This window comes from Paenibacillus oryzae (genome assembly GCF_001675045.1).
Taxonomy (GTDB): domain Bacteria; phylum Bacillota; class Bacilli; order Paenibacillales; family Paenibacillaceae; genus Pristimantibacillus; species Pristimantibacillus oryzae.
Window position 1 is genome coordinate 148,502 of record NZ_LYPA01000043.1, and the last position, 17,043, is coordinate 165,544.

The following is a 17,043-nucleotide window of genomic DNA, read 5'->3' on the forward strand; positions in this document are numbered from 1 at the left end:
TAACGAATTTTCGGAATGCGGGAAAGGGATATGTCAGCTATATTTAGATAGCTTGCATGAAAAAGCGGGCAAACACTAGTGAAAATGTACAATGACAAATGTTCGCTCCCGCCTTATGATAAGTTCAAAACCTTTCGTTGCGTAAGAAAATATGACATAAAAAGAGGTGAGGGCGATAAGTTCACCTGAAATGCCGCCTGCTCCTTGCCTGCTGATGACGCCAGATGTTGTAGATATTCATCCCGCTATTTATCAGGCCATGTATGCGATGGAGCCATCTCCTGCTGAATTGGATGCTGTTACGGATGAAACCACAGCTATGCTGAAGGTGCTTTTGCAAACAGCTAACGGTTTTTCCTTTACGGGAAACGGTATGACAAGATCGGGAACGGAGCTGTTGGCCGAAAAGCTGCTGCGTCATAGCGAGACGGTGCTTGTGCCCATTTATGGCGGTGACGGGCAACGCCTTGCCAGACGGCTGGAGCGCTGCGGGGCGGATGTTATGACAATGGAGCGGCAGTGGGGAGAGGTTTTTGAGCCTGATGAAATAGTGAGCGAGATGAAAAGGAGACGTCCGGCTTTAGTTGGTCTGGTTCATGGTGATTTGACAACAGGCCAGATGCAAAAGCTTGAGGAGATCGGAAGAGCCTGTCAGGAGATGGACATTTTGCTGCTGGCCGATGTTGGCGCAACAGCAGGTTGTGTTCCGCTCCGTATTGACGACTGGCAGGTTGACGCTGTGGCGGGAAGTCCCGGCAAATGCCTCTGCATTCCCGATGTGATCGAACAGGTCAGCTATAACGAAAGAGTTGAAGCGCGTCTTGCCGGCAGGCGTTGGAGATTTAGAAGTCATGAGGCAAGCAGGCGCGAGGACAATAACCGGGAAATGCCGCGTTATGGTGGCGAGTTGGAAAGCATTCGCGGACTAAGGGGATTGCGGCAAGGGTTGTCGATGATTCTTCGTGAAGGAATTGAAGCCAGATTCGCAAGACAGCAATTGCATGCGGGAGCGCTGGAAGCGGGGCTTCAAGCTATGGGACTTCAGCCCTTTGGCTCCAGCACGGGTAAGCTCCCAATGATGGCGGCTTTTTCGGTACCAGAGGGCGTTTCGGGAGTTGCGACAATAAAACGGCTATGGCACCGGGGCATCGCTATCGCGGGCACTCCGGCGGGATTGGATGCTGATATTTGGAGAATAGCGACAATCGGCCCGGGAGCGAGCCGCCAGTCTGTCACAAAAACGATTCAGGAAATGGAGCTTGCCTTGATTGAGGAAGGTTTTGGCTTGCCGGAGGGGCTGGCGCTTGCCGCAACTGAAGCCTTTTATAAGCAGTATGAATGATTAGAGATAGATTCTTAAGCATTCAGTATGGATGAATCATGATGGAACATTTCAGTAAGGATGAATCATGATGGAACATTTCAGTATGGATGATTCAAGAGTGATCATTTCAACATGGTTGATGCAGCAGGGAGGCGGCCAAGATGGAGGATTGGGTGAAGGAATGCAACGGCATGAATAAAGGCGAGTTCGTAGAGCGGTTTGGCTTTTTGTTCGAAAAGTCTCCGTGGGTAGCGGAGCGTGCATGGGAAAAGCTTCCTTTTGGAGGGAGAGGTGATTTTCTTAGTAAAATGGCTGAGGTTGTGCTTAGTGCCAGTGACGAGGAGCAACTGATGCTGCTGAATGCCCACCCTGAGCTGGGAGCGCCAATACCGATGACGGAAGCTTCGGTCAAGGAGCAGAGCGGGGCTGGTCTGGATCGCCTTGCTCGCGACGAGGCTTACATTTTTAGCGAGCTGAACCGCAAATACCGGGATAAATACGGCTTCCCTTTTATAATAGCGGTGCGGGGGCTAACAGCTGATATGATAGCCGATTCCATGCTGCTGCGCATGCAAAGCCATGTAGAGGAGGAGAAGCGTAAGGCGCTGGAGGAAGTGTTCAAAATTGCGTTGTTCAGGCTTCAGCATCTGGAAATGGACCGGGCAGTTGTTGGGGGTGGCAAAGGATGAAAAGAGGGCTTTCCACTCATGTGCTGGATACCGCTGCAGGGCTGCCTGCTAGAGACGTCAGAATTGAGCTTTACCGTCTGCATGAGGAAAAAGGGGCCGTTTTGGCTTCAAGCGGCTTAACGGACAGTGACGGCCGCGTTAAAGGAGCGCTTTTGGCGGGGGATGACTTGCATCCGGGAAGGTACGAAATTCGCTTTTATATTGGCGAATATTTCAGAAATGCGTCCCATACCCGGTTTATGCCAACAATCTGGGAGGTTATCCCTGTTCGGTTTGCCGTGGAAGAAGACGGAGGCCATTACCATATCCCGCTGTTGGCATCCCCTGGAAGCTATACCACCTACCGGGGGAGCTGATCTGGAGGGAGAGCGGCATAGTGTTTGGAAATAGGCCATGTGAAAAGGTAGCGCAGCCTCTTGCGTAGCAGGCCTTGGTAGAGATTAGCGCAGTCGCATGGAAAGCTGGCCTCTAAAAATAGCGGCTGCCGTTTGAGTCCTATAGGCCGGGAGGAGAAATCAACATGTCGTCAATATTGATAAAAAATGCGCAGATTGTTGCGATGGACGAAAAAGGGACGGTGGATACCGGAGATGTTTTGATTGAAGGAGGCGTCATTTCAAGGGTGGGAGGCACAATAGATACCGAAGCAGATAAGGTAATCCATGCTGCAGGTAAAGTGCTTCTGCCCGGATTTGTTCAAACCCATATTCATCTATGTCAGACGCTATTTCGAGGGCGCGCCGACGATCTGGAGCTGCTGGATTGGCTCAAGCAGCGGATATGGCCGCTGGAGGCGGCGCATGACGAGGAGTCGATTTATTATTCCGCTATGCTTGGTATCGGCGAATTACTGCGCAGCGGTACAACGACCATTCTTGATATGGAGACGGTGCATCACACCGATGCAGCGTTCCGCGCCATAGAAGAAAGCGGCATTCGGGCATTGTCGGGCAAAGTCATGATGGATTACGGAGACGAGGTGCCGCTTCCGCTGCGGGAAAACACAGAGCAATCCCTGCGGGACAGCGTCGAGCTGCTTGAAAAATGGCATGGAAGAGACAATGGACGGATTTCTTACGTTTTTTGTCCACGCTTCGTTGTATCCTGCACGGAGGAGTTGTTAGTTGGCGTCCGGAATTTATCGCAGAGATACGGCGTTAAGGTGCATACCCATGCTTCTGAAAATATCGGTGAAATCGCTTTGGTTGAGAGGGAGCGCGGGATGCGGAATGTTGCCTATCTGGACCATATCGGGCTTGCTTCGCCGGATTTGATTTTGGTGCATTGCGTATGGCTGGACGAAGCGGAAAAGAGAATTATCCGTGAACGCGGCGTCAAGGTGACGCATTGTCCCGGCTCCAATATGAAGCTGGCGTCGGGCGTTGCAGAGGTTCCCGATTTACTTGGCAGACATATCCATGTGGGCCTCGGCTCTGACGGCGCGCCTTGCAACAACACGCTGGATATGTTTTCGGAAATGCGATTGGCTGCGCTTGCGCAGAAGACGCTGCATGGCCCTACCGTTATGAATGCGCGTCAAGTGCTGCGTATGGCGACAATGGGCGGCGCGGAGGTGCTGGGGCTGGAGAAGGAAATCGGGAGTATCGAAGAGGGCAAAAAAGGCGATTTGATTTTGCTGGAGCTGGATGAATTCCATGCCTACCCCTCGTTCCAGGCAGATCCATACTCGCGCATTGTCTATTCCGCAGGCTATAGCGATGTAGATACCGTTATGGTCAACGGCAAGCTGCTGATGGAGAACAAATCTCTGCTGACCATAAATAAGCGGAATGTGCTAAGAGAGGCGGACCGCTCCATTGAACGGCTGCTGAAAAGGCTGCCTAATATTGTCGGCGCTGTTGGAAGCAAAGCTTGAATCACAGAATTTTAATTACAGAGTTTTAATTACAGAGCTTGAATTACAGAGAATTACAGAGCTTGAATTACAGATCTAAAATTATTAGGACTATACTGGCTAAAATGGAGGGTGACTTCTCACTTTTAAGCAACTGCGCTGGAGAAACTCGTTAAACGAGCATGGAAGCGCAAATTGTATGATTAGTCGTACAAAATGACGCCCGCCAGAGTGAATCCCAGTGAGTTTGTACGATGTATCGTACAAACTGACGCCCGCCGGAGTGAATTCCTGTGCATTTGTACGATTCATCGTACAAAATGACGCCCGTCTGAGCGAATCTCAGTGCATTTGTACGATTCATCGTACAAAATGACGCTCGTCTGAGCGAATCTCAGTGCATTTGTACGATTCATCGTACAAAATGACGCCCGCCAGAGTGAATCCTAGTGCATTTGTACGATTCATCGTACAAAATGACGCCCGCCGGAGTGAATTCCTGTACATTTGTACGATTCATCGTACAAAATGACGCTCGTCTGAGCGAATCTCAGTGCATTTGTACGATTCATCGTACAAAATGACGCCCGCCAGAGTGAATCCTAGTGCATTTGTACGATTCATCGTACAAAATGACGCCCGCCGGAGTGAATTCCTGTACATTTGTACGATTCATCGTACAAAATGACGCTCGTCTGAGCGAATCTCAGTGCATTTGTACGATTCATCGTACAAAATGACGCTCGCCGGAGTGAATTCCAGTGCATTTGTACGATTCATCGTACAAAATGACGCCCGCCGGAGTGAATCCCAGTGCACTTGTATGATTCATCGTACAAAATGGCGCCCGCCGGAGTGAATTCCAGTGCATTTGTACGATTCATCGTACAAAATGACGCCCGCCGGAGTGAATCCCAGTGCATTTGTACGATTCATCGTACAAAATGACGCTCGTCTGAGCGAATCCCAGTGCATTTGTACGATTCATCGTACAAAATGACGCTCGTCAGAGCGAATCTCAGTGCATTTGTACGATTTATCGTACAAAATGACGCCCGCCGGAGTGAATTCCAGTGCATTTGTACGATTCATCGTACAAAATGGCGCCCGCCGGGGTGAATCCCAACTCGTTTGTACGATTAATCGCACAAACACTTTCTGCCTAACGGCCATCATGATTCATGCAAATGCAGGAGCCGCACTATTTTGATTAAATAAATGTCTTCACATCCTATCGGTCGCTGATTGTAGTGTTGATCCATAAAGCCATCATGGTAACTGTTCAGGAAACGGTGGCTTTTCATTGTTACCAAAACGGGAGGTGGGGATATGGATGCCGCGGATGTGGTCAAGGGGGCATTAAGGATGCCGGGTCATTGTGTGTTAGCTAGTATAGTTAATGTCGCCGGCCATGCGTATCGCAAGGCGGGCTCCATGATGGTGCTGGCCGAGGGAGGCGGCAAGGAGGGCAGCTTAAGCCCCGGTTGCCTGGAAGCCGATCTGGCGGAATATGTTTCCGCCGTACTCGACGGGGGGAAACCGCAGCAGGTGCTGTATGATATGACATTCGCCGACGATTTCGCTTGGGGAGAGGCAATAGGGTGCGGCGGAAAAATAACCATTTTGCTGGAGCCGGTAGCAGGCCCCCTGCTAATTGCTCTTACCAAAGCGGATGAGCTTTTACAGAAGGGCTATTCTGTTCTATTTACCCGCCATATGGATGACTGCTTGCTGCCCTCCAGGTATTCGGCTTTGCCAGCAACCTTGTCGGCAGCCCGCCCATCCCGCTCGCCGAACAATGAACAAAACCTTCACGTTGTCTCATCCCCTCATTGTATCTCTTTCGGTCAAAAGGATTTACAGCCTGTCATTGCGGAGGGCAATTACATTGCAGAGGGCAGCTACATTGCGATGTTGTGGCATCCCAAACCAAGACTTGTACTGTTTGGTGCAGGCGACGATGCAAGGCCGGTATGCGATTTGGCGTTGCGAGTCGGATTTCGGGTGCTCGTAGCGGACTTTCGGGAAGGCGTCTGCACGCCTGAACGGTTTCCCGGCGCAGAGATGGCTTGCGGCTTTCCTTCTGAATTGGAGAGCAAGCTGAAGATCGGGAACGGCGATTATGTGGTCATAATGAGTCATCAATTTCAGCGGGATGGGGAGTTTCTGGAGCTCGCGCTTGCTGCTTCTCCCCACTATATCGGAATAATGGGCTCAACCTCGAGGACGGAACGGATGTTAGGCGGCAAACCGCTTCCCCCGATGCTCCATTATCCCGTAGGGCTCCCTATTGCAGGAGACGGGCCAGAGGAAATCGCAATCAGCATTGTTGCGGAGCTGATAAGCGTTAAACGAGGGAGGACTAAGTATGGGGTGCGGGATAGCGGGGGTGTACCTCGCAGCCGGGAGCGGAAGCCGGATGGGGCGAAGCAAGCTCGGTATTGAGCTTGCATGTGCCGGCTTTGAAACATTAGGAGGCTTGGGGCTTGCCGCCGCGATGGAATCGTGCCTCGACATTGTTTATGTCGTTGTCCGTAAGGGTAGCGACAAACGCTGGCTGGAGCCTTATTCACAGAGGGCAAGCCGAATTGGGAAACCATGTATTATTTTGGAGGCGGAGGATGCGGAGCAGGGTATGTCTTTTTCCATCAGGAGCGGCGTCAATGCCATGCTGGACTCCCTGAAAATACCCCGTGGCTTGGTCATAATGCTCGGCGATCAGCCGCTGGTTACCGGAGAAATGATTAATAGGCTGATTGGCCATTTTTATGAGCATACGGGCCTTGATTACGTCGTCAGTAGCGACGGCATTACGAGGCAACCTCCCATATTGCTGGCTAGCACCATGTATGATCAGCTTATGAAGCTGGAGGGCGATGCAGGCGCAAGAAGGTTGCTGGGAGACAGCAGATGGCGAGGCAGCGATATTTTTGCCGAAGATTCCAGACGTTTGCTGGATGTTGATACAGAGGAAGACATGGAAGTATTGAATCGTTACTGTATTGCCTTGAAATAGTTGAGAGAAGAAATGAGCGAGGTCGGCGAGAATCGAGAATAGAGAGAAAGAGAATAGAGAATAGAAAGTAAGAGAAGGGAAAATAGAAAGTAAGAGAAGGGAAAATAGAGAGTAAGAGAAGGGAAAATAGAGAGTAAGAGAAAAGAGAATAGAGAGTGGAGAATAGACAATTGAGAATTGTGAACTAGGCATTGAGAAATGAAAACGGCTGGGTGTGCATGCGGGAAAAGGAGGGGAAGCGGTGAGCCGATACGCCATTCAAATGAAAGGAATTGTGAAGCGCTTTGGCGGAGTGCTGGCAAACGACCATGTTGATTTTGCAGTTAAGCGTGGGGAAATTCATGCGCTTTTGGGCGAAAACGGCGCTGGAAAAAGCACGGTTATGAGTTTGCTGACAGGCATTTACAGAGCCGACGGCGGAGAAACCCTGATTCATGGAAGCACTGTCCGAATTGCATCGCCACGAGACGCGATGGCCCTTGGTATCGGCATGGTGCACCAGAGCTTCCGGCTGGTTCCCGCTTTGACCGCACTTGAAAATATTATTTTGGGTGAACGGGGCCAGGTTTGGCGGGGAAGCTCATGGCGCAAACAAAAGCTTGAAGTGATCGATGCGATATGCAGCGCATACGGACTGCAAGTGGAGCTGCTGAAGCCGGTTTAGTCTCTATCTGTCGGCGAGCAGCAGAGAGTCGAAATTGTCAAAACGCTTTATCGGGGAGCTGATATCATCCTGCTGGATGAGCCGACCTCGGTATTGACGCCTGGCGAAGCGGAGGTTTTATTCGAAACGCTTCGGGACTTGAAAAAAAGCGGCAAAACAATGGTCATTACGACACACAAGCTAAAGGAAGTTATGGCTGTGGCGGATGCCATTACGATTATGCGCCGAGGGAAAACGGTGGTTGAATGCAGCCCGGAGAGCACCAGCGCCGCTCGGCTTGCAGAATTAATGGTCGGGCGTGAAAGGAAGGAGAGCTTGCCCCTCCAACACCGCCAAGCACTCCAGCCCTTGCAACAACTACAGCCACTTCAGCCGCACCAACGCCCTCAGCCCCGAAAACCCGGCGATATTGTGCTGTCGGTGGATGGGATGACAGTGGCGAATGAGCATGGCGGCCGCTCCCTGGATGGAGTCAGCCTTCAGGTGCGCGAGGGCGAAATCGTAGGTATCGCGGGCGTAGCCGGCAACGGCCAGCTGGAGCTGGCGGAGGCGCTCACGGGACTAAAAGAATGGGCGGGCGGTCAAATGCTCTATCTTGGCAAACGAATGGAACGCAGCTCCGTCCGGGAGCGCATTCGAGAAGGTATTGCTCATGTGCCGGAAAACCGGATGAAAAGCGGGCTTGCCGGCAGTCTTGGCATCGTCGACAATTTGCTGCTGAAATCCTATGACCGCACCGAACGCTCCCGCTTTGGTTTGCTCAGGAAAAAAAATAACCTCAACTGGGCTCAAGAGCTTGTTGCCCGATTCGACGTACGTGCGCCAGACCTGGAAAGCCCTGTCGGGCAGCTGTCCGGGGGGAATCAGCAGAAGCTGCTCCTGGCGAGAGAAATCAGCCAGCGGCCTAAGCTGATGGTGGCGGTACATCCCACGCAGGGGCTGGATGTCGGGGCTGCGGAAGCGGTTCACGCCATGCTGAAGAAGCTGCGCAGCGATTCGGCGGGCGTTTTGCTTATCTCTGAGGATTTGGACGAGGTGATGAGCTTGTCCGACCGTATTTTCGTTATGTATAACGGCATGATCGTAGGAGAAGCCGATGGAGCGAAGCCGGACAGGGAGCAAATTGGCCGCATGATGGCGGGACTGAATCAGTCGGAGGAGGAGGCCGTTGTATGAAGCGGGAATCGGCTGCTGAGGTCATCGGCAAAGCGGACAGACGCAAATTAGTCCGGCTACAGCTGCCGTTTGAGCTGCATTACGATCACCTGAAAAAGGGTGGAGCCTGGTGGATGCCGCTGGCCTGGGTGCTTGCTGCTCTGGCTATCTGCGGAATTTTTATCTGGCTGAACGGAATGAATCCTCTAACGGTTTACGCCAAAATGGCCCAAGGCGCATTCGGCAGCTCCTTCGGAATTAGCGAAACGCTGGTCAAAAGCATCCCGCTTCTGCTCTGCGGGCTTGGCGTGGCAGCGGCATACCGGATATCCATCTGGAATATCGGAGCCGAGGGCCAACTGGTGGCCGGCGCTATAGCCGCAACAGCTGTCACCATCTATATGCCATCGCTGCCGGGAGGACTTTACATTCCCGTTATGGCCGCAGCCGGGATAGCGGCAGGCGCGGCATGGGGGTTGTTGACGGCATTGCCCCGCGCTTGGTTCGGCGTGAATGAGCTCATTACGTCTCTCATGCTGAATTATGTTGCGTTGCTGCTGCTTGACTATTTTGTTTTTGGGCCATGGAGAGATCCCGCCGGCTTTAATTTTCCGGGCACGCCGATGTTGCTTCCAGAGCAGCAATTGATGACCTTTCAAGGGACGCGGCTGCACTATGGCTTGCTGTTTGCGCTCATCGCGGCTGTGGCGTTTGCTTTTTTCCTGGGCAAAACAAGGTGGGGCTACGAGATGAAGGTGCTGGGAGCAAATCCGAGCGCGACCAAATACGGCGGCATATCCATTAACCGCCACATCCTGATCGTTATGATAATAAGCGGTGGATTGGCTGGACTTGCGGGTATGAGCGAGGTGTCCGGCGTTGCCCATCGGCTTATGTATGGCCTATCGCCAGGATACGGCTACACCGCCATCATCGTGGCATGGCTGGCCAAGCTGAATCCTTGGGCCATGATCCCGGCCTCGCTGTTTGTCGGCGGTTTAATTGTGGGAGGCTACAGCGTTCAGACGATCGGCTTGCCCTCCTCCATGTCGATGATGCTGCAAGGCGCCATTCTTATTACGCTTATTGGCGGCGAAATGCTGGGAAAATACCGTTTCGTCCGCCGCTAACATTCGGCTGAGCAATTTTCCCAAGGCAGCCTGCACCGCCTTCTTAAGCGGGCTGTCTGATGCGGACTGCCCTATGGGCTAGCCTGCCGCAATCCCTTCATGCAATAGAAGGAGGTTAGGGGATGGATTTTTACAGTTATCTGATTATTGCGTCAATTTCATCCGGCACGCCTCTTCTGTTCGCCGTGCTGGGCGGTATTTTAAGCGAACGCTCGGGCGTCATTTTCCTGGGGACGGAAGGCACCATGCTGATTGGCGCGGTTGTTTCGTGCCTTACCTTTGCCGGGACCGGCAGTATGCTGCTGTCTGTGCTAGCCTCGCTGGCAGCTGCGGGCGGAATCGGGCTTGCCCATGCTTTCCTTTGCGTGACGCTGAGGGCCAATCAAATTGTCAGCGGCCTGGCTCTGACTCTGTTCGGAACCGGACTTAGCGCCTATCTGGGAAAGCCGGTTGCGGGCGCGGCGCTTGCGGTGACTGTCCCAAGGCTGTCCATGCCCTGGCTGGAAAAGATTCCTTTTGCAGGCGCTATTTTTTCCAATCTGGATGTTTTTATCTGGATCAGCTTTGGCCTGGTTGCGGTCCTTTATCTCTATATATACAAAACATCGTGGGGCCTCCATCTCCGGGCAATCGGCGATAGTCCCGCCACCTCCGATGCGATGGGGCTGAGGGTTGGCTTGACGCGCTATCTTCATGTCATTGGAGGCGCTATGCTGATGGGACTTGCCGGCTGTTACCTGATCATGGTGTATTCACCCAATTGGATGGAAGGCATGACCTCGGGAAGAGGGTGGATTGCCATTGCGCTGATCATTCTGGCGGCCTGGAATCCGTTGTATGCTTTGGGCGGAGCCTATCTGTTCGGCGGTTTGGACGCTTTGGGCTTCCGCCTGCAATTAATGGAAATCGGAATACCGTCCTATTTTCTGAAAATGCTTCCTTATCTCGTGACGATTGTGGTGCTGATGATTGTGGGCTGGCGGGGCCGGCACGTGCCGTCTCCGGAGCCAAAGTCGCTTGGTTCAGCATATGTGCGCGAGCAGAGGTCTTGAGGAAGGAGACCGGACCTTTATGGCTGTTCACTATGGTAAGCGTACGGTGAAGGTTGCCGAACCGTCCACACTCTATGAAGCCTGGCGTTTGAAGCAGGAAGGCGGAGCTGGCGCCGTTTATGTAGCCGGGGGCACATTGCTTAGAACGCAATGGGAAAATGGCGCAGCTACTGCGCCTTCGCTCATCATCGGTCTGGACGGCGTTATGGAATACCGCAGCATTGTATTAAATGCAAACAAGGGTGCAATTGTAATCGGCGCGTTGACCAGCCTGGAAGAGATTAGACGCAGCCCTGTTGTTGCAGCGCATGTCCCGATTTTGATTAAGGCGGTATCCGCTATTGCCGCTCCTTCTATTAGAAGGCTTGCCACGCTGGGAGGGAATATTGCCAGCTTGTCGGGAGATGCCGTAACCGCCTTGCTGGTTCTGGACGCCGAGCTGACACTGTTCAGGGGTGGTCCCGGGCTGGAGAAAGTCCTGCTAAAGGATTGGCTGGAAGGGGGAGAATGTGTCCGGGGAAGCGGTGCTTTAGTTCTTGAAGTTGTGATACCAATAGTTCAAGACATTCCAGCGTTTTCGGCAATTCCAGCAAGTCAGGGGGCAGACGATATTGGAGCCGGAAGCGACAGTGCAAATGGTATGGCCAGTGCTGTGCAAGATGAGTTTCGCAGCTTCGGCTTTTTTGAAAAGCTGGGCAGGCGGGAAGCATTCACCCCCTCTGTCGTAACCGTTGCGGCAATGGGGAGGCTGGGTGAGAAGGGCAGCTTCGCGAAGGTCAAAATGACGGCGGGAGGAGGGGCGGCGCTGCCGCATCGGCTCTATGAAGCGGAGCGTTTTCTGAACGGCCGGCGTGTTGGTCCATCCTCCTTGGCTGAATTGCACACTCTCATCATGGAGGGCTGCGCTTCCGCGGGGGACCTCTTTGCAAGTACGGATTACCGCAAGGAGGTTGCGGCTAATCTTTTAACGGCGCGGCTATGGGAGCTATTGAAGGGGTGATGCTCACTGTGGGAGCTTTTGAAGGAATGAATGTAAATGAGGGATGGAGCTAAAGAAGGCTCGACGAAGCTTTTGAGGGAGGAGTGTGACGTGAATGCTGCTTAATCGGGAATCAGCGGGAAAACGCTGGAAAACCAGGCCGGACGGTCCTGCGAAGGTAACGGGAAGCCTGAGCTATTTAACGGATTTGTCCGTGCCGGGCATGCTGCATGGCAAGGTGCTGAGAAGTTTGTATCCGCATGCCAGAATTATGGCGATTTCCATTGACGAAGCGCTTAAAGCGCCCGGAGTTGCAGCGGTACTGACTCACAGGGATGTCCCAGGGTTAAACGGGTTTGGCATCGTCACCCCCGACCAGCCGGTGTTTTGCAGCGAGGTCGTGCGATATACCGGGGATGCGATTGCCGCCATTGCGGCTGAAACCGTAGAGCAGGCGTTATACGCGCTGTCGCTCATTCAAGTGGATTACGAACCGCTGCCCGTCGTGACCGATCCCGAAAAAGCGCTGCTTGAGGATGCTCCGCAGCTGCATCCCGGCGGCAATATGCTGCATAGGACGGATTACAGCCGGGGAGAGCCGGAGCAGGCTTTTGAGGACTGCGCGTATGTAACGGAAGGCATTTATTATACGCCGCGCCAGATGCATGCCTATATGGAGACGGAAGGCGGGCTTTTTGTACCGGAGGAGAGCGGACGGCTGACTGTATACGCCGCTACTCAACACGGCTTCAAGGACCGGATGCAGCTGTCCCGCATTTTGGCTATGCCGGAGGAACAAATACGGATTGTTTCCAGCCCGATTGGCGGCTCCTTTGGCGGAAAGGATGAACTAAACGTTCAGCCATACGGCGCGCTTCTGGCGCTGGCGACGGGCAAGCCGGTCAAAATCCACAATTCCCGCCGCGAATCGGTAACGGCAGGCCTCAAGCGCCACCCGATGAAGCTGACCATGAAAACGGGCATGGACCGGGACGGGAAGCTGCTTGCTCATGAGGTTAAGATCGTGGCGGATACAGGAGCTTACAGCACGCTTGGAGGTCCGGTCCTGAATTTTGCAACAGAGCACAGCATCGGCCCGTACCGCATCCCCCATGTTTCGGTTAAAGGCGTATCTGTGTTTACCAATAACGGAGTATCCGGCGAGTTTCGCGGTTTTGGAGGAAACCAGTCCATCTTCGCGCTTGAGAGCCAGCTTGACCGGCTTGCCGCTGCGGCAGGCATGGACCCCTGGGTATTGCGCCGGATCAATCTGCGGGAGCGGGACGATCCCGGACCGCTTGGCCAAACGGTGCTGCCGAGCGAAGGGCCGGAACAAGTCTGGCGGTCTGTGGCAGCTTCGCCCATTTGGTTAAGGAAGGAGCAGATGGATAGGGGGGAGATAAAAACGCCGCCATCGCCATGGCTGAAACGGGGAGTCGGCGCAGCCATGACCATGCATGGCTCCGGTCTTGGCTATGGCATTCCGGACCCCGGGGGCGGCAGGCTGGGGTTAAGCGCGGACGGCAAGCTGGAGGCGGCATTCAGCTTTGAAGAGTTCGGGCAAGGCATTACGGCGACGCTTGAAATAATGCTGACGGAGATGCTGGGCTGTCACCGCGACGACTTGCGCATCGTCATCGGAGACACCGACCGCACGCCGCATAATGGCTCCAGCACAGCCTCCCGCTCCACAACGGTTGCGTATATGGCGCTGAAGGATTTAGTTCCCCGAATATCGGAGATTTTATGCCGGATAGCCTCGTTAGCCGCCGGACTGCCAGCTTCGGAGCTTCAGACGGGGCCGGGAGGGGTTTGGCATAAAGTGGCGGCTGGCGGCTATAAAAAAAGGGATAAAAAAACGGCCTCTCCGCTAATTACGTATGCCGAGCTGGCTGCCGCTGCGGGAGAAGCGATTCAGCTGGAAGCGGATTTTCATTTTCCAGTAACGCCCGATCCGGTTGTTGGCGGTCATTATCTGTACACGGCAACGGCGGCGGCCGTGGAGGTTGAGGTTAACCTGCTGACCGGAGCGGTGTCCGTTTTGGATCAATATCATGCCGTGGCGGCGGGACCGGTCGTCAATCCTATGGGATATGTCGGGCAAATCGAGGGAGGAAGCGTTATGGCGCAAGGCTTTGCATTGTTTGAGGATGTATGCTTTAGCGAAGGCGTCCCGCGTACGATGAATTTCGACACCTACCTGATACCCGGCATCTGCGATATATCGCCGGGATTCCACATTGATGCCATCCAGGAGCTGCCGCAGGATGATCCATACGGGCCGCGCGGCATTGGCGAGGTTGGCTCCGTTGTGCTTGCCCCGGCTATTACGGCAGCCGTTCATCACGCTGTAGGGATATCCATCGGCAAGCTTCCCATTTCCAGGGAGGAGCTGAGCGGTATTTTGCCGGATTTGCTGGCCGAAAAGGTGGGAACGCCATGAGCGAATACATTTGGAGAGCAACCGTAAATGGCCGGAAGGCGGAAATTGCAGCGGATCCGTCGGATAAACTGGCTGCTCTGCTGAGGGATGACCTGGGCCTTACTGGAACGAAGATTTCCTGCGAGCTTGGCCGTTGCGGCGCATGTATGGTGCTGCTGGATGGCAAAGCCGTCAATTCCTGTCTGGTTATGGCCTATCAGTGCAGCGGCAAAGCCATTACAACGATTGAGGGCTTGGCAGAGGGCGAGGGGCTGCACCCGGTTCAGCAAGCATTTTTGGAGGAAGGAGGGTTTCAATGCGGTTATTGCACATCGGGCATGATCGTAGCCGTCAAGGCGTTGCTGGATGAACATCCCAGCCCGTCAGCCGAACAGATTAAAGAAGGCTTGTCGGGCAATTTATGCCGCTGCACGGGTTATGGCGGCATCCTGCGAGCAGTGAACTCTTGCGCCAAAATCTATACAAGCTGAACCATGCAGGTCGCTGTATTTAAGTTGAACAATAGATATAACCGGCAGACCGGTGTGAGCATGGATATGGAGAGAGGGGAAATTTTAATGAAAAATGTTTCTAAAAAGATAGCTGCTGTCGCATTGTCCCTGATGATGCTTTTTATTGCCGCCTGCTCGCAGGCATCGGCGCCCGCTGCAAGCACAAGTCCATCTTCATCCCCGTCTCCGTCAGAGGAAGCGGGTGTCGGCGAAGCGTCTCCAGAGGCTGGCAAGGAGCTGCCCAAGGTTGCTTTTGTTTATATAGGAGTGCCTGGGGACGGCGGCTGGACCTATGAGCATGACAAGGGCCGTCAGATGGTCGAGGATACCTTTGGAATCAAAGCGACTGTCGTTGAAAATGTTCCTGAGGGGCCGGATGCGGAGCGCGTGTTTGAGGAGCTTGCGAGGGAGAACGACATTATTTTTGGCACCAGCTTTGGCTACATGGATGCCATGGTGAATGTGGCGGGCAAATACCCCGATGTCAAATTCATGCATGCCACCGGCTACAAAACGTTGCCCAATCTGGCTACCTATCAAGGGAAGGGCTACCAGCCCGGCTATCTTGCTGGATTAGCTGCAGGCAAGCTGACCAAAAACAATAAAATCGGCTATGTCGGCGCTTTTCCGATTCCAGAGGTTATCTATACGATAAATGCGTTTACGCTGGCCGCTCAAAGCGTCAATCCCGACGTCGAGGTGTCGGTTATTTGGAGCAATACGTGGTTTGACCCTGCAACGGAGCGCCAGGCGGCTATTACGCTGCTGGATCAAGGCGTCGACGTGCTGGCCAACTATCAGGATTCGCCCGCCGGGATTCAGGCAGCCCAGGAGCGCGGCGTATGGGGCATGGGCAATGACTCCGACATGAACCGTTACGCGCCGGAAACCTATGTAACCAATCCCGTCCTGAACTGGGGGCCGTATTACGTGGAGGTTATACAGGATCTGATCGACGGCGTTTGGGAAAGCCATTCCTATTATGGCGGGTTAAAAGAAAGCATGGTCGACCTCGCTCCGTTTGGCAAAAATGTGCCTCAAGAAGTTCAAGAGCTTGTGAACAGCGCTAAAACCGATATTTTGGAGGAAAAGCTTCAGGTCTTCGCCGGACCCGTTTACGATCAAGCAGGAGAATTGAAGGTCGCAGAGGGCGATTACCTGAAGCAGGAGGATATTTTGATGATGGACTATTTTGTAAAGGGCATTAAAGGCACTATTCCGAAATAACAGCCAGAGAGGAGAGACAACGAAATGACAGCTCACATCTTGCAAGATCCGGTACTGCTTCATCTGTGGCATCCCGTTCTGCTGTCATCTCGGCTGGGCGAAGCTCCGGCGGCTGTAGAGGTGCTGAATGAACGGCTTGTCGTATTCCGCACCTCGCGCGGCGTTCACGCCTTGAAGGATTTGTGCATCCATCGCGGAGTGCCGCTGTCGCTTGGCAGGGTGAGCGGCGATGAAATCGTATGTCCTTATCACGGCTGGACGTACGATGCCTGCGGTAAATGCACCCGTATCCCGTCCTTGCCCAAAGGAGCGGCGATTCCTCTAAAAGCGGCAACCGCCGCCTTTCGCTGCAGGGAAGCTTATGGTATCATATGGGTGTGTCTGGGGAGTCCGTCAACCGAGGAGCCTGTTATCGGACATAGCGGCTTGCGCGAGGATTTTGTCCAGGTATATATGGGCCCTTACGAAATCGCTGCGGCTGGCCCGCGCGTTGTAGAAAATTTTCTGGATGTTTCGCATCTCATGTTTGTGCATGCAGGCCTGCTTGGCGATAGCGAGTTTTCGGAAATTAACGATTATCGCGTGCATGAAGCCGGCGGGATGCTTGAAACCGATGAAATTGAAGTGTATCAGCCCGATCCCGATGGTCGCGGCGTTGGGGTCAACACCTTTTATACCTATACCATTTATCATCCCTTGAGCGTTTCGTTGACCAAGCGAATAGAGGGGTGCGAGGACCGGTTTCAACTATACTTGTTTGTGCTGCCGCGCAACTTGGGCTGCAGCACCGCATATATGATAATGGAGCGTAATTATGCGCTGGACGAACCGGAGGAAACCTTTATTGCCTTCCAGGATTTGCTGCTGGAGCAGGATCGCGTCATTGTTGAAAGTCAGAAGCCGGAGCTGCTGCCGCTGGATTTGCAGACAGAGCTGCATCTCAGATGCGACAGATTGAGCATTGCCTACCGCAAAATGCTGCAAAGCGCCGGAGTGACCTTCGGAACGGAATAGGCTT

General features: G+C 53.4%; 14 protein-coding genes and 1 pseudogene. All 15 read left to right on the plus strand.

Features of this window, described 5'->3' with window-relative positions:
• Window positions 1–190: 190 nt before the first annotated feature.
• The 15 genes and pseudogenes from A7K91_RS07550 (at window position 191) to A7K91_RS07615 (ending at window position 17,039) form a co-directional block, all read left to right on the plus strand.
• Window positions 191–1,342 carry a pyridoxal-phosphate-dependent aminotransferase family protein gene (locus tag A7K91_RS07550; RefSeq protein WP_068681272.1) on the plus strand — a complete coding sequence of 384 codons (1,152 nt, stop codon included), beginning with the start codon at window positions 191–193 and terminating at the stop codon, window positions 1,340–1,342.
• Window positions 1,343–1,485: 143 nt separating this feature from the next.
• Window positions 1,486–2,013, plus strand: coding sequence for a 2-oxo-4-hydroxy-4-carboxy-5-ureidoimidazoline decarboxylase (gene uraD / locus A7K91_RS07555; protein WP_068681274.1), 528 nt, complete (start codon window positions 1,486–1,488; stop codon window positions 2,011–2,013).
• Window positions 2,010–2,369, plus strand: a complete 360-nt coding sequence (gene uraH / locus A7K91_RS07560) for a hydroxyisourate hydrolase (RefSeq protein WP_068681276.1) — start codon at window positions 2,010–2,012, stop codon at window positions 2,367–2,369. The genes uraD and uraH overlap by 4 nt, the downstream gene beginning before the upstream one ends.
• A 164-nt stretch (window positions 2,370–2,533) precedes the next feature.
• Window positions 2,534–3,889 (plus strand): 5'-deoxyadenosine deaminase, encoded by a 1,356-nt coding sequence (locus tag A7K91_RS07565; protein WP_068681278.1) that lies wholly within the window; start codon window positions 2,534–2,536, stop codon window positions 3,887–3,889.
• 1,308 nt (window positions 3,890–5,197) lie between these two features.
• Entirely contained in the window at window positions 5,198–6,313 is a 1,116-nt protein-coding gene (locus tag A7K91_RS07570) for an XdhC family protein (RefSeq protein ID WP_068681281.1), read from the plus strand.
• Window positions 6,288–6,884: a nucleotidyltransferase family protein gene (locus A7K91_RS07575; protein ID WP_068681283.1), complete on the plus strand. Its 597-nt coding sequence runs from the start codon at window positions 6,288–6,290 to the stop codon at window positions 6,882–6,884. Before A7K91_RS07570 ends, A7K91_RS07575 begins: the two co-directional genes overlap by 26 nt.
• 262 nt (window positions 6,885–7,146) lie before the next feature.
• Window positions 7,147–7,578 (plus strand): annotated as a pseudogene (locus A7K91_RS26990) (ATP-binding cassette domain-containing protein); the annotation flags it as partial.
• A 63-nt stretch (window positions 7,579–7,641) separates the two neighbouring features.
• Window positions 7,642–8,724 carry an ABC transporter ATP-binding protein gene (locus A7K91_RS07580; RefSeq protein WP_245697316.1) on the plus strand — a complete coding sequence of 361 codons (1,083 nt, stop codon included), beginning with the start codon at window positions 7,642–7,644 and terminating at the stop codon, window positions 8,722–8,724.
• Window positions 8,721–9,833, plus strand: a complete 1,113-nt coding sequence (locus tag A7K91_RS07585; protein ID WP_068681285.1) for an ABC transporter permease — start codon at window positions 8,721–8,723, stop codon at window positions 9,831–9,833. Before A7K91_RS07580 ends, A7K91_RS07585 begins: the two co-directional genes overlap by 4 nt.
• Before the next feature lie 122 nt (window positions 9,834–9,955).
• On the plus strand, window positions 9,956–10,885 hold the full coding sequence (locus tag A7K91_RS07590) for an ABC transporter permease (RefSeq protein WP_068681287.1): 930 nt from the start codon (window positions 9,956–9,958) through the stop codon (window positions 10,883–10,885).
• 19 nt (window positions 10,886–10,904) lie between these two features.
• Window positions 10,905–11,885, plus strand: coding sequence for an FAD binding domain-containing protein (locus tag A7K91_RS07595; RefSeq protein WP_068681289.1), 981 nt, complete (start codon window positions 10,905–10,907; stop codon window positions 11,883–11,885).
• Between the two features lie 94 nt (window positions 11,886–11,979).
• Window positions 11,980–14,307 (plus strand): xanthine dehydrogenase subunit D, encoded by a 2,328-nt coding sequence (pucD, locus tag A7K91_RS07600; protein ID WP_068681291.1) that lies wholly within the window; start codon window positions 11,980–11,982, stop codon window positions 14,305–14,307.
• Window positions 14,304–14,777 (plus strand): (2Fe-2S)-binding protein, encoded by a 474-nt coding sequence (locus A7K91_RS07605; RefSeq protein WP_068681293.1) that lies wholly within the window; start codon window positions 14,304–14,306, stop codon window positions 14,775–14,777. Before pucD ends, A7K91_RS07605 begins: the two co-directional genes overlap by 4 nt.
• A gap of 87 nt (window positions 14,778–14,864) precedes the next feature.
• Window positions 14,865–16,025, plus strand: a complete 1,161-nt coding sequence (locus tag A7K91_RS07610) for a BMP family ABC transporter substrate-binding protein (RefSeq protein ID WP_068681295.1) — start codon at window positions 14,865–14,867, stop codon at window positions 16,023–16,025.
• A 24-nt stretch (window positions 16,026–16,049) separates the two neighbouring features.
• A complete protein-coding gene (locus tag A7K91_RS07615) occupies window positions 16,050–17,039 on the plus strand; it encodes an aromatic ring-hydroxylating oxygenase subunit alpha (RefSeq protein ID WP_068681298.1) in 990 nt (329 codons plus the stop codon).
• Window positions 17,040–17,043: the final 4 nt, after the last annotated feature.